The sequence below is a fragment of the Streptomyces roseifaciens genome (genome assembly GCF_001445655.1).
GTDB lineage: Bacteria > Actinomycetota > Actinomycetes > Streptomycetales > Streptomycetaceae > Streptomyces > Streptomyces aureoversilis.
Genome location: NZ_LNBE01000004.1, coordinates 1,507,211 through 1,528,955, shown reverse-complemented (window position 1 = coordinate 1,528,955; position 21,745 = coordinate 1,507,211). Strand labels below are relative to the sequence as shown.

Genomic DNA, 21,745 nt, shown 5'->3' with positions numbered 1-21,745 from the left:
ATCGTCTGGATGTATCGAGTCGATACATCAGCTCGGCATAAGGGTCGGCTCGGAGTCGGCATAAGGGACCAATAGGGACTAGGGATCACAAGGACTAGGCTGTGTGCGACAAGGAGGCGAAACATGAGCAGACGCTCCGGCATCCTCGAGTTCGCCGTCCTCGGCCTGCTCCGCGAGTCCCCGATGCACGGCTACGAGCTGCGGAAACGCTTGAACACCTCGCTCGGGGTGTTCCGTGCGTTCAGCTACGGCACCCTCTACCCCTGCCTGAAGGCCCTCGTGGCGAACGGCTGGCTGGTCGAGGAGCCCGGGAGCGCTCCGGAGGACGCCCGTGCGGCGTCCCTGGCCGGACGACGGGCGAAGATTGTCTACCGCCTGACGGCAGAGGGCAAGGAGCACTTCGAGGAGCTGCTCGCCCACACCGGCCCGGACGCGTGGGAGGACGAACACTTCGCCGCCCGCTTCGCGTTCTTCGGGCAGACCTCGCGGGACGTACGGATGCGCGTGCTGGAAGGCCGCCGCAGCCGTCTGGAGGAGCGCCTCGAAAAGATGCGCGCCTCCCTCGCCCGCACCCGCGAGCGGCTGGACGACTACACCCTCGAGCTTCAGCGCCACGGCATGGAGTCCGTGGAGCGCGAGGTCCGCTGGCTGAACGAGCTGATCGAGAGCGAGCGGGCCGGGCGTGACAAGCGCACCGGTCCGGACCAGTGAGCCCTGCACTCCTGCAGGGCTTCGTCGAGTACTAACAGGGAGCAACCGGAATGGGTTCGGTTCGCGTAGCCATCGTCGGCGTGGGCAACTGCGCCGCCTCGCTGGTGCAGGGCGTCGAGTACTACAAGGACGCCGACCCGAACGGCCGCGTGCCGGGTCTGATGCACGTGCAGTTCGGCGACTACCACGTCCGTGATGTGGAGTTCGTGGCCGCCTTCGACGTCGACGCGAAGAAGGTCGGTCTCGACCTCGCCGACGCCATCGGCGCCAGCGAGAACAACACCATCAAGATCTGCGACGTGCCGAACAGCGGCGTCACCGTCCAGCGCGGCCACACCCTCGACGGTCTGGGCAAGTACTACCGCGAGACCATCGAGGAGTCCGCCGAGGCTCCCGTCGACGTCGTCCAGGTCCTCAAGGACAAGCAGGTCGACGTTCTCGTCTGCTACCTCCCCGTGGGCTCCGAGGCCGCCGCGAAGTTCTACGCGCAGTGCGCCATCGACGCCAAGGTCGCCTTCGTCAACGCCCTCCCGGTCTTCATCGCCGGCACCAAGGAGTGGGCGGACAAGTTCACCGAGGCCGGTGTCCCGATCGTCGGTGACGACATCAAGTCGCAGGTCGGCGCCACCATCACGCACCGCGTGATGGCCAAGCTGTTCGAGGACCGGGGCGTCATCCTGGACCGCACGATGCAGCTGAACGTCGGCGGCAACATGGACTTCAAGAACATGCTCGAGCGCGAGCGCCTCGAGTCCAAGAAGATCTCCAAGACGCAGGCCGTCACCTCGCAGATCCCCGACCGCGAGATGGGCGAGAAGAACGTCCACATCGGCCCCTCGGACTACGTGGCCTGGCTGGACGACCGCAAGTGGGCGTACGTGCGCCTCGAGGGCCGCGCCTTCGGCGACGTCCCGCTGAACCTGGAGTACAAGCTCGAGGTCTGGGACTCCCCGAACTCGGCCGGTGTCATCATCGACGCCGTCCGCGCCGCGAAGATCGCCAAGGACCGCGGCATCGGCGGCCCGATCCTCTCCGCCTCCTCGTACTTCATGAAGTCGCCGCCGGTGCAGTACTTCGACGACGAGGCCCGCGAGAACGTCGAGAAGTTCATCAAGGGCGAGGTCGAGCGCTAAGCGTTCCGCTTCTTTCGCCTCCCTCCGCCACAGGTCCCCGGGTCGTCCGCCCGGGGACCTGGGCGTTGTGTGAGGCTGTGGACCATGCCCGTTGTGCGTGATCTTCGCGTCCTGCTCCGCCTTCGCGATTTCCGCCGCCTGCTGGCAGTCAGGCTCCTCTCCCAGGCCGCGGACGGCGTCTACCAGGTCGCCCTCGCCGCCTACGTGGTCTTCTCCCCGGAGAAGCAGGCCTCCCCCACGGCCATCGCCTCGGCCATGGCCGTGCTCCTGCTGCCGTACTCGCTGCTGGGCCCCTTCGCCGGAGTGCTGCTGGACCGCTGGCGCCGCCGCCAGGTGCTGCTCCACGGCAACCTGCTGCGCGCCGCCCTGGCCACCGTGACCGCCCTGCTCATCGTCGCGCGCGTCCCCGACTGGCTCTTCTACGCCTCCGCCCTTTCGGTCACCGCCGTCAACCGCTTCGTGCTGGCCGGGCTCTCCGCCTCCCTGCCCCGGGTGGTCGACTCCCGTGAGCGGCTGGTCATGGCCAACTCCCTCTCCCCGACCGCAGGGACCCTGGCGGCCACCGTGGGCGGCGGCCTCGCCTTCGCCGTACGCGTGGCCGCTCCCGAGGGGACGGGCTCCGACGCCTGGGTCGTCCTGCTCGGCGCGGTGCTCTACCTGTCCGCCGCCCTGTGCTCCCTGCGGATGCCCATCGGCCTGCTGGGGCCGGACACGCCGGTGGCCCGCCGGCTGGGCGCGGCCCTGACCGGTACCGCGCGGGGAATGGCCGCGGGGCTGCGCCACCTCGCCGAGCGCCGCACGGCCGCCTACGCGCTCGGCGCCATGACGATGATGCGCTTCTGCTACGGCGCCCTGACCGTCACCGTGCTGATGCTCTGCCGCTACGCGTGGACGAGCAGCGAGTCCAAGGGGATGGCCCTGCTGGGGCTGGCCGTCGCCATCTCGGGAGCGGGGTTCTTCGCAGCGGCCGTCATCACCCCCTGGGCGGTCTCCCGGCTGGGCAGGCTCGGCTGGATGGTGGCCTGCGCCGCGGCCGCGGCGGTGCTGGAACCCGCGCTCGGCCTGCCCTTCGAGCGCGTCCCCATGCTGATCGCCGCCTTCGTCCTGGGCCTGACCACCCAGGGCGCCAAGATCGCCACGGACACCGTGGTCCAGTCCTCGGTGGACGACGCCTTCCGGGGCCGGGTCTTCTCGCTCTACGACGTCCTCTTCAACGTCGCCTTCGTGGGGGCGGCCGCAGTGGCGGCCCTGATGCTGCCGCCCGACGGCCGGTCGGCCCTGCTGGTGTCAGCGATCGCCGCGCTCTACGCCGTCGTCGCCGTCGCCCTGGCGGGCTTCCGCAGCCGGGAGGACGCATGAAGCGGGGGCGGGGGCTGTTTCACGTGAAACCGTGAATCACCCACCGCCCCCGCTTCATGTTTCACGTGAAACCGGGGGGTCAGCCCTGCGCCGTCCACCACTCCTTGAGCGCGGCGACCGCCTCGTCATGGCTCATCGGGCCGTTCTCCAGGCGCAGCTCCAGCATGTGCTTGTACGCCTTGCCGATCTGCGGGCCCGGGCCCACACCCAGGATCTCCATGATCTGGTTGCCGTCCAGGTCCGGCCGGATCGCGTCCAGCTCCTCCTGCTCCTGCAACTTGGCGATGCGATCCTCCAGGCCGTCGTACGCCCGCGAGAGCGCGTTGGCCTTGCGCTTGTTGCGCGTGGTGCAGTCGGACCGGGTCAGCTTGTGGAGCCGCTCCAGCAGGGGCCCGGCGTCGCGCACGTACCGGCGGACGGCGGAGTCGGTCCACTCGCCGGTGCCGTAGCCGTGGAAGCGCAGGTGCAGCTCCACGAGCTTGGAGACGTCCTTCACCAGCTCGTTGGAGTACTTGAGCTTGGTCATCCGGGACTTGGTCATCTTGGCGCCCACCACCTCGTGGTGGTGGAAGGAGACCCGGCCGTCCTTCTCGAAGCGGCGCGTCCGCGGCTTGCCGATGTCGTGCAGCAGGGCCGCGAGGCGCAGCACCAGGTCGGGGCCGCCGCCGGGCTGGTCGCGCGGGGCCTCCAGGGCGATGGCCTGCTCCAGGACGATGAGCGTGTGCTCGTACACGTCCTTGTGACGGTGGTGCTCGTCGCGCTCCAGGCGCAGGGCGGGCAGCTCGGGCAGGACGAGCGCGGCGAGCCCGGTGTCGACCAGGAGCTTCAGGCCCTTGCGCGGGTGGTCGGAGAGGATCAGCTTGTTGAGCTCGTCCCGGACCCGCTCGGCCGAGACGATCTCGAGCCGGCCGGACATCTCCGTCATCGCGGTGACGACCTCGGGGGCGACCTCGAAGTCGAGCTGGGCGGCGAAGCGGGCGGCCCGCATCATGCGCAGCGGGTCGTCGGAGAAGGACTCCTCCGGGGTGCCGGGGGTGCGCAGGACCCGGGCGGCCAGGTCCTCCAGGCCGTTGTGCGGGTCGATGAACTCCTTCTCCGGCAGCGCGACGGCCATGGCGTTGACGGTGAAGTCGCGGCGGACGAGGTCCTGCTCGATCGAGTCGCCGTAGGAGACCTCCGGCTTGCGGGAAGTCCGGTCATAGGCTTCCGACCGGTATGTGGTGACTTCAATGTCGAAGTCGGCTTTGCGGCATCCCACGGTGCCGAAGGCGATGCCGACCTCCCAGACGGAGTCCGCCCAGGGCCGGACGATCTTCAGGACGTCCTGCGGGCGGGCGTCCGTGGTGAAGTCGAGGTCGTTGCCGAGCCGGCCGAGCAGCGCGTCCCGTACGGATCCGCCGACCAGAGCAAGCGTGAACCCGGCTTCCTGGAATCGGCGGGCGAGGTCGTCGGCCACGGGGGAGACCCTCAGGAGCTCGCTCACGGCACGGCGCTGCACATGGCTCAGCTCGTTGGTCGACGACTGGGTGAGGCTGTCATTGTTGGCATTCGGCACAACAGAAGAGGGTACGTGGCCGCGCGCCGCAGGGCCTCCCGGTTACGGACGCATGGCGCACCCCACGCAAAGCGGTCGCAGCCGGGACATCGGGCCGGCCGTGCGATCTTGCGGAGCGGTCCACGGCACTTCGTCACAGCGGGCCTCGTTACCATTCGTGGACGCACAACCGACGACCACTGACGACGACGAGGGACGGGCGAGCGCGTGGCCGAGGCGGCAGAGACCCAGGAGACCCCCTCCGCTGCTGCCTGCCGGTGGTCCCGGCACCTTGCGACGATCCTGACGGGCGTGGCGCTGCTGCTCGGCCTGGTGCAGCTGCCGGCGGCGCCGGCGGCCCGCGCCGAGTCCTCGGCCTCCCGCCCGGTCGACGTCTCCGTCCACACGCTGACCCCCGCCGCGCCGAAGCAGGACGACACGCTCACGGTCTCGGGCAGCGTCACCAACACCGGCGGCTCGGCGGTCACCGACGCGCACGTCGGCCTGCGGGTGGGCAGCCAGATCAACAGCCGGATCGACGCCGACGAGACCGGCAGCCGGTCCGTGTCGGGCACCGACGGCTCCGAGATCGCCAAGCACACCCAGAAGATCGACAGGCTCCCTCCGGGGGCCAGCCGCGACTTCAGCATCTCGCTGCCGGCGAAGGACCTGGACCTCAGCCGGGACGGGGTGTACCAGCTCGGCGTCTCGCTGTCGGGGCGCACCGCGGACCAGGGCTTCGAGCGGGTGCTGGGGATCACGCAGACGCTGCTGACCTGGCAGCCCTCCGCGATCGAGGGCAAGAAGACGCAGCTCACGTTCCTGTGGCCGCTGATCTCCACGACGCACCTCACCGCCCGGACCGAGTCCGACCAGCAGCAGACGCCGATCTTCCCCAACGACGACCTGGCCGCGGAGCTGGCCCCGGGCGGCCGGCTGCAGCAGCTGGTCGCGCTGGGCAAGGACCTGCCGATCACCTGGGTGATCGACCCGGATCTGCTCGCCACGGTCGAGGCCATGACCAAGAGCTACCGGGTGGGCGGTCCGGACGGGAGGACCGTCCCGGGCCGGGGCCAGGCGGTCGCCAAGCAGTGGCTCAGCCAGCTGCAGACCGCCGTCGCCGGCGACCAGGTGGTGGCGCTGCCGTTCGGCGACCCCGACCTCGCGTCGCTGGCCCACCACGGCAAGGACGTGCCGGGCTCCCTGAGCCACCTGCAGTCCGCCACGGAGCTCGCCTCGACGACCGTGGACACCATCCTCGGCGTGAAGCCGCGCACGGACTTCGCCTGGCCCGTCGACGGCGCCGTCGACTCCTCGATCATCGACGTCGCCACCTCGGCCGGCGCCCACAACGTCATCGCGCGCAGCGACAGCTTCCGCGACCGGACGTCCTACAGCCCCACCGCGGCCCGCCAGATCGGCAGCGGCAACACCGCCGTCGTGGCGGACGCCCGGATGTCCACCGGCTTCCAGGGCGACCTCGTCCGCGCCGGCGAGTACTCGCTCGCCGTGCAGCGGTTCGTCGCCCAGAGCCTCCTGGTGAACCGGCAGGCGCCGGACAACGAGCGCAGCATCGTCGTGGCGCCGCAGCGCATGCCCACGGGGAGCCAGGCCCAGGCGATGGCCGCGGCGATCAAGGCCCTCTCGGACAACCGCTGGACGCAGCCCGTCAACCTGGGCGACGCGGCCGCGGCCAAGCCGGACCCGGACGCGAACCAGCAGGTCCCGGGCACCGGCTCGTACCCCGAGTCGCTGCGCGAGCAGGAGCTGTCCACCAAGGCGTTCCAGGAGATCCAGAAGACCCAGTCCACGCTGGACGGCTTCAAGGTGATCCTGACCTCGCAGGACCGCGTGGTGACGCCCTTCGGCAGCGCGATCATGCGGGAGATGTCGACCTCGTGGCGCGGCGACCGCAAGGGCGCCGCCGAGTTCCGCGAGGCGGTGCAGTCCTATCTGTACGGGCTCACCCGCCGCGTGGAGCTGATCAAGAAGTCCGACGTCACCCTGTCCGGGCGCAGCGCGACGATCCCCATGACGGTCCACAACGGCCTGCTGCAGGGGATCGAGGGGCTCCACCTGGTGCTGGAGTCCAGCCAGACCAACCGTCTGCAGGTCGACCGCTCCCAGCCCGTGAAGATCAACGGCGGGCAGAACCAGTCGGTGAAGTTCGAGACCCGGGCCAACGCCAACGGCCCGGTGCGCGTGACGGCCCGGCTCTACACGGCCGAGGGCCAGCCCTACGGCGACCCGGTCGTCTTCACTGTGCATGTCACGTCCATCACCCCTATGGTTCTCCTCGTCATCGCCGGTGGCGTGCTCCTGCTGGTCCTCGCGGGGCTCCGCATCTACATCAAGCGGAAGCGGTCCGCCGCCCGTGCGGCCGAGGGCGGGGAGCCCGGGCCGGACGGCGAGGGGCCGGACAACGGAGGCCCGGAGGACGACCGGCCCGCGCGGCCGGGTGACCCGGCCCCGGACACCGGATCGCATGACACGGAGCCATCCGGCTCGGGTGAGAAAGTGGAACGTTGACGCTTAGTGGGGCCGGCCGGCCGCGGACGATGAGGTGGGGTAGCGATGAACGCGCCGTACGACGGTGACCGCGGGCAGGGCGCGGGTGGTGAGCCGCGGGGTCAGTACCCGCCGCCCCCGGCTCCCCCCGGCACGCCCCGCCAGGGCCCGTACGCCCAGGATCCCTACCTGCGGGACGCCTACGCCTCCGAGCCCTACCCCGGGCACGACCCGGCCGCCCAGGACCCTGTGGACGAGGCGCTGTACGACCGCTCCGCCCACCCGGCGCCGCCCGGCACGTACCGCAACACCTACCCGCAGCAGCCGGGCGCCGGGGCGTGGCCCCCGGCTCCGTCCGGCCCGTCCGGCCCGGCGGGCTTCCCCGCCCACGGCGACGACGACGCGACCAAGCAGTTCGCCGCGGTGGACGGCTTCGACCGCCAGGACGACGGCGGCCCCCGGCGGGACGCCTTCGCCCACCTCTACCGCGACCAGCAGCAGCCCTACGAGCCGCCGCGGCCGCCGGGGCAGCAGATCCCGGCACCGGGGCAGTACGGCTCCCCCGTGCCGCCGCCGAAGGCTCCGGCCGCCGAGCCCACTGCGGAGCCGGAGCCGGCCGCGTCCTCGGCACCGGCGTCGGCCAAGGGCGGCAAGGCCGCGAGCTTGCTGAAGTCGAGCGCGCTGATGGCCGCGGGAACGATGGTCTCCCGGCTTCTCGGCTTCGGCCGGAACCTCGTCATGGCGGCGGCGATCGGCGTCGGCACGCTGAACGACGACTACCAGGTCGCCAACGTCCTGCCGACGATGATCTACATCCTTGTGGGCGGCGGTGCGCTGAACGCCGTCTTCATCCCGCAGCTGGTGCGCGCGATGAAGAACGACGACGACGGGGGCGAGGCGTACGCCAACCGCCTTCTGACCCTTGTCGTCGTGCTGCTGGCGGGTGTCACCACTGTCTGTGTGCTGGGGGCGCCGCTCTTCATCCAGGCGATGTCGCCCACCATCGCCTCCGACCCGGACCGGATGGAAGTGGCGGTGGCGTTCGCCCGCTACTGCCTGCCCACGATGTTCTTCATGGGCGTACACGTGGTGCTGGGCCAGATCCTCAACGCGCGCGGGAAGTTCGGCGCGATGATGTGGACCCCGGTCCTCAACAACATCATCATCATCGCCACCTTCGGCTCCTTCATCTGGGCTTTCGGTCCCTTCAAGGACAGCCAGGTCGACGCAGCCGGCATCCCGGCCGAGGGCGTGCAGCTGATCGGCATCGGCACGCTGCTGGGCCTCGTCGTCCAGGCGCTGGCAATGCTCCCCTACCTGCGGGAGGCCGGATTCCGTATCCGTCCCCGCTTCGACTGGCGCGGGCAGGGCCTCGGGAAGGCCGCGGGCCTCGCCAAGTGGACCTTCTTCTTCGTCCTCGCGAACCAGCTCAGCATGGTCGTGGTGACGCAGCTCGCCACCAAGGCCGGCGCACTGGCGGAGAAGGCCGGTCACACCGGTACGGGCATCACGGCGTACAACTTCGCGCTGCAGCTCTGGCAGATGCCGCAGGCCATCATCACCGTCTCGGTGATGACCGCGGTGCTCCCCCGGATCTCCCGCGCCGCCCACGACGGCGACGCCTCCGCCGTCCGGGACGACCTCTCGCACGGCCTGCGCACCTCGGCCGTCGCCATCGTGCCCTGCGCCTTCGCCTTCCTGGCGCTCGGCGTCCCCATGTCCACGCTGATGTTCTCGGGCGGTTCGGGCACGGGCGGTGCCACCAACATCGGCTTCATCCTCATGGCCTTCGGTCTCGGCCTGATCCCGTACTCGGCGCAGTACGTCATCCTCCGTGGCTTCTACGCCTACGAGGACACCCGTACGCCCTTCTACAACACGCTGATCGTCTCCGCGGCCTTCGCGGCCTCCGCCGTCCTGAGCTACCTCGTCCTGCCGTCCCGCTGGGCCGTCGCCGGCATGGCCTTCTCCTACGGTCTCGGCTACGCCGTCGGCGTCGGTGTCGCGTGGCGCCGCCTGCGTACCCGCCTCGGCGGGGATCTGGACGGCTCGCGCGTAGTCCGGACGTACGCCCGCCTCGCCGGTGCATGCATCCCCGCGGCCCTCGTCGGCGGAGCCGCGGCCTACGGCATCACGCAGGTCCTCGGCCAGAGCGTGCTCGGTTCGCTCGCCTCCCTGATCGGCGGCGGTCTGGTCCTGCTCGGCGTCTTCTACCTCGCCGCGAAGCGGATGCGGATCGAGGAGCTGACGGCCATGGTCGGTATGGTCCGCGGGCGACTCGGACGCTGACGGGAGCACAACCTTCGCCCGCCGCCGTGTGTCGTGCATAGCGCCGGACTGTGGGCACAATTGTCTTGGCTGTGGACAGCGTGCAACGGATGGGGAGGCAGGAACGACGGTGGCAGAACGGAGCACAGCTGCCGTCGACGTGGCAGGCACCGGCGGCGGCAAGCCGCTGACCGCCAAGGCGGGCAAGGCCACGGCCGACGGGGCGGAGGCCGCGATCAAGGCCGGCACCCACAAGGACAGTGGGCGCGCGGACGGCAAGAAGGCCGCCCGCGACGCCCAGACCACGCCCGAACTGCACAGCGGCCACAAGCTCGCCAGGCGGTACCGCCTGGAGGAGTGCGTCACCCGTCTGGAGGGATTCAGCAGCTGGCGTGCGGTGGACGAGAAGCTCCGCCGCGCCGTGGGCGTCCACCTGCTGCCCGCCGACCACCCGCGCGCCCGCCCCGTCCTCGCCGCCGCCCGCTCCGCCGCCCTGCTCGGCGACCCCCGCTTCGTCCAGGTGCTCGACGCCGTCGAGGAGAACGACCTCGTCTACGTCGTCCACGAGTGGCTGCCCGACGCCACCGAGCTGACCAACGTCCTCGCCTCCGGTCCCATGGAGCCGCACGACGCCTACCAGCTCGTCAGCCAGGTGTCCCAGGCCATGGCCGCCGCCCACCGCGAGGGCCTCGCCCACCTGCGCCTCCACCCCGGCTCGGTCCTGCGCACCGGCACCGGGCAGTACCGCATCCGCGGCCTGGCCGTCATGGCGGCGCTCCGCGGCATCACCACCGACCACCCCCAGCAGACCGACACCGAGGCCATCGGCGCGCTCCTGTACGCCGCGCTCACCCAGCGCTGGCCCTACGAGGACAGCGCCCACGGGCTGCCCGGCCTGCCCAAGGGCGTCGGCCTCATCGCCCCCGACCAGGTCCGTGCCGGCGTCCACCGCGGCCTCTCCGAGCTCGCCATGCGCGCCCTCGTCCACGACGGCTCCACCTCGTCACGGCAGGAGACGCCGTGCACGACCCCGGAGGAGCTGTCCAAGGCCGTCGCCGCCATGCCGCGGATCCGGCCGCCGGAGCCGTCCTTCACCACGCCGCCGGGCGGCTACCCCCGCCCGCACGCCTACGGTCAGCAGCCGCCGCACGGTGGCGTCGGCACGGGCCCCATGCCGGTGGCCCCGCCGCCCCCGCTGCAGGGCCGCACGGGCCGGGCGCTCAAGTGGAGCGTCGCCGCCCTGCTGATCGCCGCCCTGGGCCTGGCCAGCTGGCAGCTCGCCGACACGCTCCTCAAGGACGGGCAGGAGGACCGCCCGCAGATCTCCGAGTCGACGGGCGACGACGGCTCGAAGCCGACCGGCGATCCGGTGAAGATCGTCGACGCCCAGGAGTACGCCCCGGACGGGACCCCGCAGAGTCCGGACCGGGTGAAGAACACGTTCGCCACGGACTACGCCCCCAAGGACGTCTGGCGCTCGCGCACCTTCACCGACGGCCCCTCCCTGACCCACTACAAGGGCGGCGTCGGCATCATCTACGACCTCGGCAACAAGCAGCAGCTCAGCTCCGCGGACATCAAGCTGCTCTACGGCGGCAACCACACCGAGGTGTCGCTCTACGCGGCGAAGTCCCTCGCCGGCACCGAGTCGCTGAAGTCGATGAAGAAGCTGACGACCAAGCAGACGTCGACCGATTCGATAAGCCTCTCCCTCAAGAAGCCGGCCGAGGCCCGGTACGTCCTGCTCTGGATCACCGCAGCCCCTTACTCTGGCGCTGACGAGCAGACCTACGCCGGTGCCGGATACAAGCAGGGCATCACCAACGTGAAGTTCACCGGCTGACGTTCGGAACGGACCTCAGGGGGAGGGCTCGACGGTGGACGACGTCCTGCGTGACGGCCTCAGCGATGCCGATCTCCTCGCCCGGCACGTCGCCGGTGACCCCGACGCCTTCGGCGAGATCGTGCGCAGACACCGTGACCGCCTCTGGGCCGTCGCCCTGCGCACCCTCGGCGACAGGGAAGAGGCCGCGGACGCCGTGCAGGACGCCCTGGTCTCCGCCTACCGCGCCGCACACACCTTTCGCGGGCAGTCCGCCGTCACCACCTGGCTGCACCGCATCACCGTCAACGCCTGTCTGGACCGGGCGCGCAAGGCCGCGTCGCGGCGCACCGCCCCGCTGGCCGAGACCGAGCGGCTGGAGCAGCTCATCGAGCCCCATGAATCCGCGGCGGCGCCCGCGGAGCGCGGGGATCTGCACAGGGAGCTGCTGCAGGCTCTGGCCACGCTCCCTCCCGACCAGCGCGCGGCCCTCGTCCTGGTGGACATGCAGGGCTACCCCGTCGCCGAGGCGGCCGAGGTGCTGGACGTTCCCGTCGGCACCGTGAAGAGCCGCTGCGCGCGGGGGCGGGCACGGCTTCTCCCGATCCTCACCCATCTGCGTCCCGGTGGCAGGGGTAGCCCAGCGCTCGACGGGGGAAGGAACCGGTCGCAGGGGGCGTCCGTCCCACCACCGGCAGGACAGAGCGACGCAGATCCAGTGAAGGGTGGAGGTGGGCGAGCGTGACTTCGATGACCGGCACGGATGGGCACCCGGAGGTCGCGGAGATCTCCGCGCTCACCGAGGGGGTGCTCTCACCGGCACGCACCGCGGACGTACGGGAGCACCTGGCGGCGTGCGAGCTGTGCGAGGACGTACGCAGCTCCCTGGACGAGATCCGGGGGGCGCTCGGGACCCTGCCCGGCCCGCCCCGGATGCCGTCGGACATCGCGGGCCGCATCGATGCCGCGCTCGCCGCCGAGGCACTGCTGGACTCGACCACGCCGCCGTTCGGTGTCCCTGTTTCACGCGCTGCAGCCCCTGTTTCACGTGAAACAGAGCAAGGGGAGAAGAGGGAGCAGGGAACGCGAGTCCCGGTTTCACGTGAAACACACGCCCGTCCCCCCGGCCGCCCCCGCGCTTCCACCGGCCCCGGTACGCCTGCACCGCCTTCCCGTAAGCCCCGGCGCTCACGCGCCCGCCGCTGGCCCACCGTGCTCCTCAGCAGTGCCTGTGTCGCCGCCGTGCTCGGCGTGGGCGGCCTCTTCCTGCAGTCCGGCGGGACGGATGCTCCCACGGCGGCGCCCTCCAAGGACCGCTCGAGCAGTGCGTCGGCGTCCCGGCTCGGCTCCGGTGAGCTCTCGGCGCGGGTGCACGAGCTCCTGAAGCCCCTGTCCTTCAGCCCCACCGAGCCCCGGGGGAAGACCGCCGAGGCCGACGGGGACGCGCCCAACAGGACGCTGAGCGCCTCGGGCGGCACGGCGCCCTTCTGTGTCCGGCAGGGCATCGGGCGCCCGGAGCAGGCCCTGGCCTCCGAGCCGGACACCTTTCAGGGTGAGGACGCCTACCTCGTCGTCCTGCCGCACCCGGGTGACACCGCGCTCGTCGACGCCTATGTGGTCTCTGCCACCTGCGTCGACGCGGGCTCCGCGACACCGGGCAAGGTATTGCTGACCGAGACGCTGTCACGCCTCTGAGCTCTCCCGGCCGCAGCAGGCACCCGGCGGGAATGCCTGCCCCGTAGGATCCGTTGGGTGGGGTGAACCCCTCAAGGACCGAGACAGCAGTCGGCAGACAAGGAAGACTCCCGTGAGCGACGTCCGCAACGTGATCATCATCGGCTCCGGGCCCGCGGGCTACACGGCCGCGCTCTACACCGCCCGCGCCTCGCTGAAGCCGCTGGTCTTCGAGGGCGCCGTGACCGCCGGTGGTGCCCTGATGAACACCACCGATGTCGAGAACTTCCCCGGCTTCCGTGAGGGCATCATGGGCCCGGACCTCATGGACAACATGCGGGCGCAGGCCGAGCGCTTCGGCGCCGAGCTGATCCCGGACGACATCATCGCGGTCGACCTGAGCGAAGAGATCAAGACCGTCACGGACTCCGCCGGCACCGTCCACCGCGCCAAGGCCGTGATCGTCACGACCGGCTCGCAGCACCGCAAGCTGGGCCTGCCCCGCGAGGACGAGCTCTCGGGCCGCGGTGTCTCCTGGTGCGCCACCTGCGACGGCTTCTTCTTCAAGGACCACGACATCGCCGTCATCGGCGGCGGTGACACCGCGATGGAGGAGGCCACCTTCCTCTCGCGCTTCGCCAAGTCCGTCACCGTCGTCCACCGCCGTGACACCCTGCGGGCCAGCAAGGCCATGCAGGAGCGCGCCTTCGCCGACCCGAAGATCTCCTTCGTGTGGGACAGCGAGGTCGCCGAGATCCACGGCGAGAACAAGCTCTCGGGTCTGACCCTGCGCAACCTCAAGAGCGGCGAGACCTCCGAGCTGCCGGTGACCGGCCTGTTCATCGCGATCGGCCACGACCCGCGCACCGAGCTCTTCAAGGGGCAGCTGGAGCTGGACGACGAGGGCTACCTCAAGGTGGACGCCCCCTCCACCCGCACCAACCTGACCGGTGTCTTCGCCGCCGGCGACGTCGTGGACCACACCTACCGCCAGGCCATCACCGCCGCCGGTACCGGCTGCTCCGCGGCGCTGGACGCCGAGCGCTTCCTCGCCTCCCTCTCGCACAGCGAGCACGTGCGCGAGCCCGAGAAGACCGCCTGACCCACCCTCCTCCTCCCCCCGCCCCCACGCAGAAAGAAATAAGGAGACCTCCGTGGCTCTCAAGTCTGTGACCGACAAGACCTTCGACGAGGACGTCCTCAAGAGCGACAAGCCCGTCCTGGTGGACTTCTGGGCCGCTTGGTGCGGTCCGTGCCGCCAGATCGCCCCCTCCCTGGAGGCGATCGCGGCCGAGTACGGCGAGAAGATCGAGATCGTCAAGCTCAACATCGACGAGAACCCGGGCACCGCCGCGAAGTACGGCGTGATGTCGATCCCGACCCTGAACGTCTACCAGGGTGGCGAGGTCGTCCAGACCATCGTCGGTGCCAAGCCGAAGGCCGCGCTGGAGCGCGAGCTGAGCAGCTTCATCCACGCGTAAGCGTCATCCACGCGCAGGCTTCGTCCGCGCGTCAGGATCACTCTCCGGGCGGCCGGTGTGTTTCACGTGAAACGCACCGGCCGCCCGGCGTTTCACAGGCAGGCGACGGCTACAGCGGCCGCAGCGCCGGCTCCTTCTGCACGGCACCCAGCAGGCGGTCCAGCGCGAGCTCGACGTCCTCCTTCCAGGAGAGCGCCGTCCTGAGCTCCAGCCGCAGCCGCGGATAGCGGGGATGCGGGCGCACCGTCTTGAAGCCGACGGCCAGGAGGTGATCGGCCGGCAGCACACAGGCCGGTTCCTTCCAGCGCGCGTCGGCGAAGGCCTCGATGGCCTTGAACCCCCGCCGCAGGACGTCCTTCGCGGCGGTCTGCACCATCATCCGGCCCAGTCCCTGGCCCTGGAATCCCGGAGTCAGCCATGCCGTCATCAGCTGGACCGCATCCGCAGCGACCGGGCTGGTGGAGAAGGCGGCTGACCGGGGGACATAGGCGGGCGGCGCGTAGAGCACGAAGCCCACCGGGACCTCGTCGACGTAGGCCACCCGGCCGCAGGATCCCCACTCCAGGAGGACCCCGGAGATCCAGGCTTCCTTCTCCAGCTCGGGCCGGCCCGCCTTCAGCGCGGCCTCACCGCTGACCGGATCGAGTTCCCAGAAGACGCAGGAGCGACAGCGCTGGGGGAGGTCCGGGAGATTGTCCAGCGTGAGCGGTACGAGCCGACGCCCCATGGAGCCATTTCCTCACTTCCGTAGCGTGCTGCCATACTCCGGGCGGCGCTCAGCGCACTCCGCTCCTGGAGGAGGCTGCCGACGAATCCGCCGACTGCTCCCAGGCCGAAGCCTGTTGCCACCAGCCCGGTCCGGCTCACCCATCGCATGGCCCCGCCCCTCCGCGAACTGTGTCAACGTGGTTGCGCCATACCCCAACGCATCGTATCCGTGCGTGGATTGAGCGAACAGCAGGACAAGGCAAAGGGCGGGTTGTGTTCCACGTGAAACACAACCCGCCCTGAGTGCGGTGCTGCTCGGGCCCCTCTCCGGACCGTGCTGTCAGCCCCTGCTGTCAGACCTCGTCTGCGGTCAGTCCTCGTCCTCGTGGGAGAGCTTCTGCTCTATCACCCGGCCCTCGCCCGGGGCGAGCGTGCCCAGGATGCGCTCCAGGTCCTCCATCGAGGCGAACTCGACGACGATCTTGCCCTTCTTCTGCCCGAGGTCGACCTTCACGCGGGTATCGAAGCGGTCCGACAGCCGGGTGGCCAGGTCGGTCAGCGCCGGGGAGACCCGGGCGCCGGCGCGGGGACCCTTGGGCTTGGAGGAGCGGCGCTTCTCCGGGTCCATCGTCTTCACGGTCTCTTCGACCGTGCGCACCGACAGCCCCTCGGCCACGATCCGCGTGGCGAGCTTCACCTGCTCCTCGGGGTCGGTCACCCCGACCAGGGCCCGGGCGTGTCCGGCCATCAGCACACCGGAAGCGACCTTGTTCTGCACCTCCGGCGCCAGCTTCAGCAGCCGCAGCGTGTTGGTCACCATCGAACGCGAGCGCCCGATCCGGTTGGCCAGCTCGTCATGCGTGCAATTGAAGTCCTGGAGGAGCTGGTCGTAGGCGGCAGCCTCCTCAAGAGGGTTCAGCTGAGCCCGGTGGAGGTTCTCCAGCAGCGCGTCGAGCAGCAGCTTGTCGTCCTCGGTCGCCCGGACGATGGCGGGGATCCGCTCCAGGCCGGCCTCCCGGCAGGCCCGCCAGCGCCGCTCGCCCATGATGAGCTCATAGCGCTCGGGGCCCAGACGCCGGACGACGACCGGCTGGAGCAGTCCCACCTCACGGATGGAGTGGATCAGCTCGTTGAGAGGCCCCTCGTCGAAGTACGCCCGCGGCTGCTTCGGGTTGGGCTTGATGGCATCCAGCGGCAGCTCGGCGAAGTGCGCCCCGGCCACCGTCTCCGCCGACGCCTCGGCCACGGCCTCGGCGCGCAGCGCCTCCGCATCCGTTTCACGTGAAACGGTGAAGTCCTTCACCGGCAGCGCGGTCACCTTGGAGGCTGCCACCCCCCGCTCAGGCGTGAGCACCGGTACCGCGGTGGGGGACGTGGCGTCGGGCCCCATGGCGGGGCCGGCGCTCTCCGATGCCTTCGGCGCCGCTGGAATCAGGGCACCGAGCCCACGGCCCAGTCCTCTACGTCGATCGCTCACTGCAGCCCCTCCGACATGCTGTGCTGGTCTTGCTGTTGTTGGCGGCCCACCAGGTGAGCCCTACTGCCGTCGTAACGTACGCCGACCCCCCGCAGCGCGATCTCCCGGGCTGCCTCCAGATAGGAGAGCGCTCCGCTGGAGCCCGGGTCGTACGTCAGAACCGTCTGTCCATAGCTGGGTGCCTCGGAGATCCGGACGGAGCGGGGAATACTGGTCCGCAGCACCTCGTGGCCGAAGTGGGTGCGCACTTCCTCCGCCACCTGGGAGGCCAGCCGGGTCCGCCCGTCGTACATCGTCAGCAGGATCGTGGAGACGTGGAGCTGGGGGTTGAGGTGCCCGCGCACCAGCTCGACGTTGCGCAGCAGCTGGCCGAGACCCTCCAGGGCGTAGTACTCGCACTGGATGGGGATCAGCACCTCCGCGCCCGCAACCAGGGCGTTGACCGTCAGCAGGCCGAGCGAAGGCGGGCAGTCGATCAGGATGTAGTCCAGCGGCTGCTCGTAGGCCTTGATGGCGCGGTCCAGCCGGCTCTCCCGGGCGACCAGCGAGACCAGCTCGATCTCGGCGCCCGCCAGGTCGATCGTGGCGGGCGCGCAGAAGAGCCCCTCCACGTCGACGACCGGCTGCACCACGTCGGCGAGCTTCTTGCTGTCCACCAGGACGTCGTAGATCGACGGCACCTCGGCGTGGTGGTCGATGCCCAGAGCCGTCGAGGCATTGCCCTGGGGGTCGAGGTCGATGACCAGCACACGGTTGCCGTGGAGCGCCAGCGAGGCCGCCAGGTTCACGGTCGTCGTGGTCTTGCCCACGCCGCCCTTCTGGTTGGCGACCACCATGACCCGGGTCTGGTCCGGCCTGGGCATCGGGGGAGGGGGTGTTTCACGTGAAACCGAGCCGAGGGCGTCGGCCGGGGCTTCGGGGGTTGTCCCCCGGGAGTCCGCAGCACGTGAAACTGGTTCCACCCCGGATTCGGACTCGGCAGGGCGGGGACCGGGGACCGGGTCGGCCATCGGCCCCGCGATATTGGCGTCGGACCGCAAGGATTCACTCTCCTCGACATCAGGCTCGCAATGGACAGAGCCTGCCATGCTTTCGGGGTTGTGAACCAGCGAGGCCCGTTCTCCTGTGGATGAATCCACGGTTCCTGTGGATACACCGGCATGTTCAGCCGCCTGCCGGCCACGCGGTGCGGCCGCGCGGCCCCGGCCGATGATTCCCTGCAGCAAGGAGCGTCGTTTCACGTGAAACACGATGCAGCGCACGCTGCGCGCCGGAGCGACGACACTCCGCTACAGGTAGGTTTGGCAGGTTGTATGGAGCATCGCCCTGCTCCCCAAGGGTGACCCCGGCAGGCGTGGCGTGGCCTCAGCGCCGGCGGCGCGACCGCCCCGCCGCCTTGGCCCGCTTGGCGGCGAAGCGCACACCGCCCGGGCTCTCCCCCACCTCGACCCGGACCACGGTGGACGGCGGGTCCACCACGCCCTGACCGACCTGGAGCACCGAGGTCCGCACGACGCCGAGCTTGCTGAGCGCCGCACGGGCGCCCTTGAGCTCCTCCTCCGCGGTGTCGCCCTTGAGGGCGAGCATCTCGCCGTACGGCCGCAGCAGGGGCACGCCCCAGCCCGCCAGCCGGTCCAGCGGGGCCACGGCCCGGGCAGTGACGACGTGCACCGGCTGCACCTTGCCGAGCATCTCCTCGGCGCGGCCACGGACGACGGTGACGTGGTCCAGGCCCAGCAGCTCCACGACCTCCTGGAGGAAGGTCGTACGGCGCAGCAGCGGCTCCAGCAGCGTGATCTGGAGGTCCGGGCGGACCAGGGCCAGCGGGATGCCCGGCAGCCCGGCGCCCGAGCCCACGTCGCACACGGAGACCCCGTCCGGGACGGCCTCGGCGAGCACCGCGCAGTTCAGCAGGTGCCGCTCCCACAGCCGCGGAACCTCTCGGGGACCGATGAGACCACGCCGCACGCCCGCGTCCGCGAGCACCTCGGCGTACCGAACGGCCTCCGGCAGGCGGTCACCGAAAACCTCCCGGGCCTCCGGGGGCGCCGGGGGGAGCTCCGCTGCCTCATCCACGGGAAACCGTCCTTCCGTACGACGTCTCTCTGAGAATCACTGAGAATTCAGAGTCTGAATATCAGGCTGACAAGGATCGGCCCCGCCTGCGAGCAGACGGGGCCGGACACACCTAGAAGTGGGATCGAGAAACCGAGAGGGAACCGCTCAGGCAGCTCAGGCGGGGAGGACGACGACGAAGCGCTGGGGCTCCTCGCCCTCGGACTCGCTGCGCAGACCCGCGGCGGCCACGGCGTCGTGGACGACCTTGCGCTCGAAGGGCGTCATCGGGTCCAGCTTGACCGCGGCACCGGTGCTGCGGGCCTCGGCGGCCGCCTGGGCGCCCACCTTCGCCAGCTCCTCGCGCCTGCGGGCACGGAAACCGGCGATGTCCAGCATGAGGCGGCTGCGGTCGCCGGTCTCCCGGTTCACGGCCAGACGGGTGAGCTCCTGGAGCGCCTCCAGCACCTCGCCGTCGCGGCCGACCAGCTTCTGCAGGTCACGGCTGGTCGAGTCGCTGATGATCGACACGGCGGCGCGGTCGGCCTCGACATCCATGTCGATGTCGCCGTCGAGGTCGGCGATGTCCAGCAGACCCTCGAGGTAATCGGCCGCGATCTCGCCCTCCTGCTCCAGGCGGGACAGGGTGTCGGTGCCCTCGGCGGCGACACCGCTGGTCTGGCGCTGCGTGTCCGTCACGGTGGACTCCTTCATTACTTCTTGGAGGGGTGCTTGGGCCGCTGCGGGCCGCTCTTGCGCTGCCCGGACTTGGATCCGCCGCCGGCCTGCCCGGGCTTTCCGCCCTTGACGTCCTTGGCTGCTTCCTCGGTGTCCGTGCCCTGCTTCTTCTCCAGCGAGGGCTTCTGCTCGGTGGAGTCCGCCGTGGCGGTGGTCCCGGCGACCTGGCGCTTGGCCTTGGTCTGGCGCTTGGGCTGCTGGCGGTTGGCGCGCGCGGCCTCGACGGCCTTCTTGGCCTCGACCTCGGCCGGGTCCTCCTTGAGCTTGCCCTTGGCCCGCAGGCGCTCCTGGCGCTGCTTGAAGGCGACGCTGCCCGGAGTCGGGTTACGGCGGATGATGAACATCTGCTGACCCATGGTCCACACGTTGGTGGTCAGCCAGTAGACGAGGACACCGACGGGGAAGTTGATGCCGAGGACGGCGAAGATGATCGGGAAGACGTACATCAGCATCTTCTGCTGCTGCATGAACGGCGTCTTCACCGAGAGGTCGACGTTCTTCGTCATCAGCTGGCGCTGCGTGTAGAACTGCGACAGCGACATCAGGACGATCATGACGACCGTGACGACGCGGACGTCCAGCAGCGTGGCGCCGAAGGACTCGACCTTCTCCGCGGAGGACAGGAAGGTCACCGAGAGCGGGGCACCGAAGATGTGTGCCTCACGGGCGCTGGCCAGCAGCTCCTGGTTGATGACACCGACCGTCTTGCCCTGCGCGATGTGGTTCAGGACCTGGTACAGCGAGATGAAGAAGGGCGACTGGGCCAGGATCGGAAGGCAGCTCGAGAGAGGGTTGGTGCCCGTCTCCTTGTAGAGCTTCATCATCTCTTCGGACTGGCGCTGCTTGTCGCTCTTGTAGCGCTCCTGGATCGCCTTCATCTTCGGCTGGAGCGCCTGCATGTTCCGCGTGGCCTTGATCTGCTTCACGAAGAGCGGGATCAGGCAGATACGGATCAGGACCACCAGGGAGACGATGGACAGACCCCACGCCCAGCCGCTGTTCTCGTCGAAGACAAGGCTGTACAGCGAGTGGAACTGGACGATGATCCAGGAAACTGCGTAATAGAGAGGACCGAGGATCGTGTCCACGAATCAGGCTCCTTGGGCGTTGGGCTGAGTCTCGGGCTGTGCGGCAGGCCCCGGGGTGGGGTTCCCGCCCAGTCGGCTCCTCAGCCGCTGGTGCCAGACCGGACGCTTCCGGGGAGGTACGTGGTCGACGCCACCGAGCGACCACGGATTGCAGCGCAGGATGCGCCAGGCCGTGAGCGCCGTTCCTTTGACCGCGCCGTGCACGTCAATGGCGGTGTAGCCATAGTGCGAGCACGACGGGTAGTACTTGCAGACCGGGCCCAGGAGTGGGCTGATGGTCCACTGATAGAGCTTGATCAACCACAGCAGCGGATACTTCACCGTGCGCTCCCTCCCTGGCTTCGGCCAAGGTCCCGAGGGGTGCCCTCGGGGGGATCGGAACGGCGCGGCGCCCCTCCCAACAGCCGCTGCAGTGCGGTGTCAAGATCACGGGCCAGCTCATCGTGGTCCGCCTCGCCCGAGCCGGGCAGGGCCCGTACCACCACCAGGCTACCGGCGGGCAGCTGATCGAGCCGGTCACGCATCAGGTGGCGAAGCCTGCGCTTCACCAGATTGCGGACAACGGCGACGCCGACGGCCTTGCTGACGACGAAACCCGCACGCACCGGGGGAGCATTCTCCCCAGGTGTGTGCGGGTCCGTTGTACCGCTACGGAGGTGGACGACGAGGAGCGGGCGCCCGGCCCTGCGTCCTCGGCGCACCGCGGTCGCAAAGTCCTCGCGCCGCCTCAGCCGATTGTCGGTAGGCAGCACGGCATGGACCTATTGGTCAGGCTGCTCAGGCCGACAGACGGGCGCGACCCTTGCCACGGCGGGACGCGAGAATCGCGCGGCCGGCACGGGTGCGCATGCGCAGGCGGAAGCCGTGGGTCTTCGCGCGGCGGCGGTTGTTCGGCTGGAAGGTGCGCTTGCTCACTCGGGGGCTCCAGAAATGAATCGGTGGTGGCGGGACATCGCCTGGCTGTCACCGTGCGCCCACGAGAAGCTCGCAACGCCCGAGTGCACCGCTTCATGACCGCATCAGATACTCGACACGACCTTTGCCCATCGGAGGCAGGCGGCAGCAGCCATCGACAACTCGACCTGGTCACGGTACGCGCGGCTACGCCATTCGGTCAAACCGGCAGCGCACCAGGGATACACCGTAGCCCGCCGCGGGCCGGTGGGACGACACGCCCCGCCCCATGGCA

Annotated in this window: 19 protein-coding genes and 2 pseudogenes; 10 read left to right on the top strand and 11 right to left on the bottom strand. The window is 70.0% G+C overall.

Translation table 11 applies throughout. The features are described from left to right. Positions 1 to 123 precede the first annotated feature (123 nt). The 3 genes from AS857_RS23995 (at position 124) to AS857_RS23985 (ending at position 3,203) form a co-directional block, all read left to right on the top strand. Positions 124 to 711 carry a PadR family transcriptional regulator gene (locus AS857_RS23995; RefSeq protein WP_058045335.1) on the top strand — a complete coding sequence of 196 codons (588 nt, stop codon included), beginning with the start codon at positions 124 to 126 and terminating at the stop codon, positions 709 to 711. A gap of 50 nt (positions 712 to 761) precedes the next feature. Then, entirely contained in the window at positions 762 to 1,844 is a 1,083-nt protein-coding gene (locus tag AS857_RS23990; RefSeq protein WP_058045334.1) for an inositol-3-phosphate synthase, read from the top strand. A gap of 84 nt (positions 1,845 to 1,928) precedes the next feature. Continuing rightward, positions 1,929 to 3,203, top strand: a complete 1,275-nt coding sequence (locus AS857_RS23985; protein ID WP_058045333.1) for an MFS transporter — start codon at positions 1,929 to 1,931, stop codon at positions 3,201 to 3,203. Positions 3,204 to 3,282: 79 nt separating this feature from the next. Here AS857_RS23985 and AS857_RS23980 read toward each other — a convergent pair whose 3' ends face one another. Next, positions 3,283 to 4,758 (bottom strand): CCA tRNA nucleotidyltransferase, encoded by a 1,476-nt coding sequence (locus AS857_RS23980; RefSeq protein WP_058045332.1) that lies wholly within the window; start codon positions 4,756 to 4,758, stop codon positions 3,283 to 3,285. A gap of 207 nt (positions 4,759 to 4,965) precedes the next feature. On the opposite strand from AS857_RS23980, the gene AS857_RS23975 reads away from it, so the two are divergent. The 7 genes from AS857_RS23975 to trxA all read left to right on the top strand — a co-directional run bounded on the left by AS857_RS23975 (position 4,966) and on the right by trxA (position 14,490). Next, the gene (locus AS857_RS23975) at positions 4,966 to 7,266 is read left to right on the top strand and encodes a DUF6049 family protein (protein ID WP_173864796.1); all 2,301 of its coding nucleotides are present in this window, start codon (positions 4,966 to 4,968) and stop codon (positions 7,264 to 7,266) included. A 45-nt stretch (positions 7,267 to 7,311) separates the two neighbouring features. After that, positions 7,312 to 9,534, top strand: coding sequence for a murein biosynthesis integral membrane protein MurJ (murJ, locus tag AS857_RS23970; protein WP_058045331.1), 2,223 nt, complete (start codon positions 7,312 to 7,314; stop codon positions 9,532 to 9,534). A gap of 109 nt (positions 9,535 to 9,643) precedes the next feature. Beyond that, complete coding sequence (locus tag AS857_RS23965) at positions 9,644 to 11,356, top strand: protein kinase family protein (protein ID WP_058045330.1); 1,713 nt, start codon at positions 9,644 to 9,646, stop codon at positions 11,354 to 11,356. Between the two features lie 34 nt (positions 11,357 to 11,390). Continuing rightward, positions 11,391 to 12,080 (top strand): RNA polymerase sigma factor SigM, encoded by a 690-nt coding sequence (gene sigM / locus AS857_RS23960; protein WP_058045329.1) that lies wholly within the window; start codon positions 11,391 to 11,393, stop codon positions 12,078 to 12,080. Between the two features lie 5 nt (positions 12,081 to 12,085). After that, positions 12,086 to 13,030: a zf-HC2 domain-containing protein gene (locus AS857_RS23955; protein WP_338058274.1), complete on the top strand. Its 945-nt coding sequence runs from the start codon at positions 12,086 to 12,088 to the stop codon at positions 13,028 to 13,030. Between the two features lie 112 nt (positions 13,031 to 13,142). Then, positions 13,143 to 14,111: a thioredoxin-disulfide reductase gene (gene trxB, locus AS857_RS23950; protein WP_058045327.1), complete on the top strand. Its 969-nt coding sequence runs from the start codon at positions 13,143 to 13,145 to the stop codon at positions 14,109 to 14,111. A gap of 52 nt (positions 14,112 to 14,163) precedes the next feature. Continuing rightward, the gene (trxA, locus tag AS857_RS23945) at positions 14,164 to 14,490 is read left to right on the top strand and encodes a thioredoxin (RefSeq protein WP_058045326.1); all 327 of its coding nucleotides are present in this window, start codon (positions 14,164 to 14,166) and stop codon (positions 14,488 to 14,490) included. 109 nt (positions 14,491 to 14,599) lie between these two features. On the opposite strand, the gene AS857_RS23940 is transcribed toward trxA, so the two are convergent. The 10 genes and pseudogenes from AS857_RS23940 to rpmH form a co-directional block, all read right to left on the bottom strand. Beyond that, entirely contained in the window at positions 14,600 to 15,217 is a 618-nt protein-coding gene (locus AS857_RS23940; protein WP_058045325.1) for a GNAT family N-acetyltransferase, read from the bottom strand. A 351-nt stretch (positions 15,218 to 15,568) separates the two neighbouring features. Further along, positions 15,569 to 16,675, bottom strand: coding sequence for a ParB/RepB/Spo0J family partition protein (locus AS857_RS23935; protein WP_058045324.1), 1,107 nt, complete (start codon positions 16,673 to 16,675; stop codon positions 15,569 to 15,571). After that, positions 16,672 to 17,538 (bottom strand): ParA family protein, encoded by an 867-nt coding sequence (locus AS857_RS23930; RefSeq protein WP_058045323.1) that lies wholly within the window; start codon positions 17,536 to 17,538, stop codon positions 16,672 to 16,674. Before AS857_RS23930 ends, AS857_RS23935 begins: the two co-directional genes overlap by 4 nt. An 80-nt stretch (positions 17,539 to 17,618) precedes the next feature. Then, positions 17,619 to 17,763, bottom strand: a pseudogene (locus AS857_RS42430) (cobyrinic acid a,c-diamide synthase); the annotation flags it as partial. Between the two features lie 277 nt (positions 17,764 to 18,040). Continuing rightward, positions 18,041 to 18,751: a 16S rRNA (guanine(527)-N(7))-methyltransferase RsmG gene (rsmG, locus tag AS857_RS23925; protein ID WP_058045322.1), complete on the bottom strand. Its 711-nt coding sequence runs from the start codon at positions 18,749 to 18,751 to the stop codon at positions 18,041 to 18,043. A 156-nt stretch (positions 18,752 to 18,907) separates the two neighbouring features. Beyond that, positions 18,908 to 19,429 carry a Jag family protein gene (locus tag AS857_RS23920; protein ID WP_245700446.1) on the bottom strand — a complete coding sequence of 174 codons (522 nt, stop codon included), beginning with the start codon at positions 19,427 to 19,429 and terminating at the stop codon, positions 18,908 to 18,910. Positions 19,430 to 19,443: 14 nt separating this feature from the next. Beyond that, positions 19,444 to 20,556, bottom strand: a complete 1,113-nt coding sequence (gene yidC / locus AS857_RS23915) for a membrane protein insertase YidC (RefSeq protein ID WP_058045320.1) — start codon at positions 20,554 to 20,556, stop codon at positions 19,444 to 19,446. 3 nt (positions 20,557 to 20,559) lie between these two features. Then, a complete protein-coding gene (gene yidD / locus AS857_RS23910; RefSeq protein WP_058045319.1) occupies positions 20,560 to 20,877 on the bottom strand; it encodes a membrane protein insertion efficiency factor YidD in 318 nt (105 codons plus the stop codon). Positions 20,878 to 20,939: 62 nt separating this feature from the next. After that, a pseudogene (gene rnpA, locus AS857_RS23905) lies at positions 20,940 to 21,308 on the bottom strand (ribonuclease P protein component); the annotation flags it as partial. Positions 21,309 to 21,333: 25 nt separating this feature from the next. Next, positions 21,334 to 21,471, bottom strand: a complete 138-nt coding sequence (rpmH, locus tag AS857_RS23900) for a 50S ribosomal protein L34 (protein ID WP_003949374.1) — start codon at positions 21,469 to 21,471, stop codon at positions 21,334 to 21,336. Between the last annotated feature and the right edge of the window lie 274 nt (positions 21,472 to 21,745).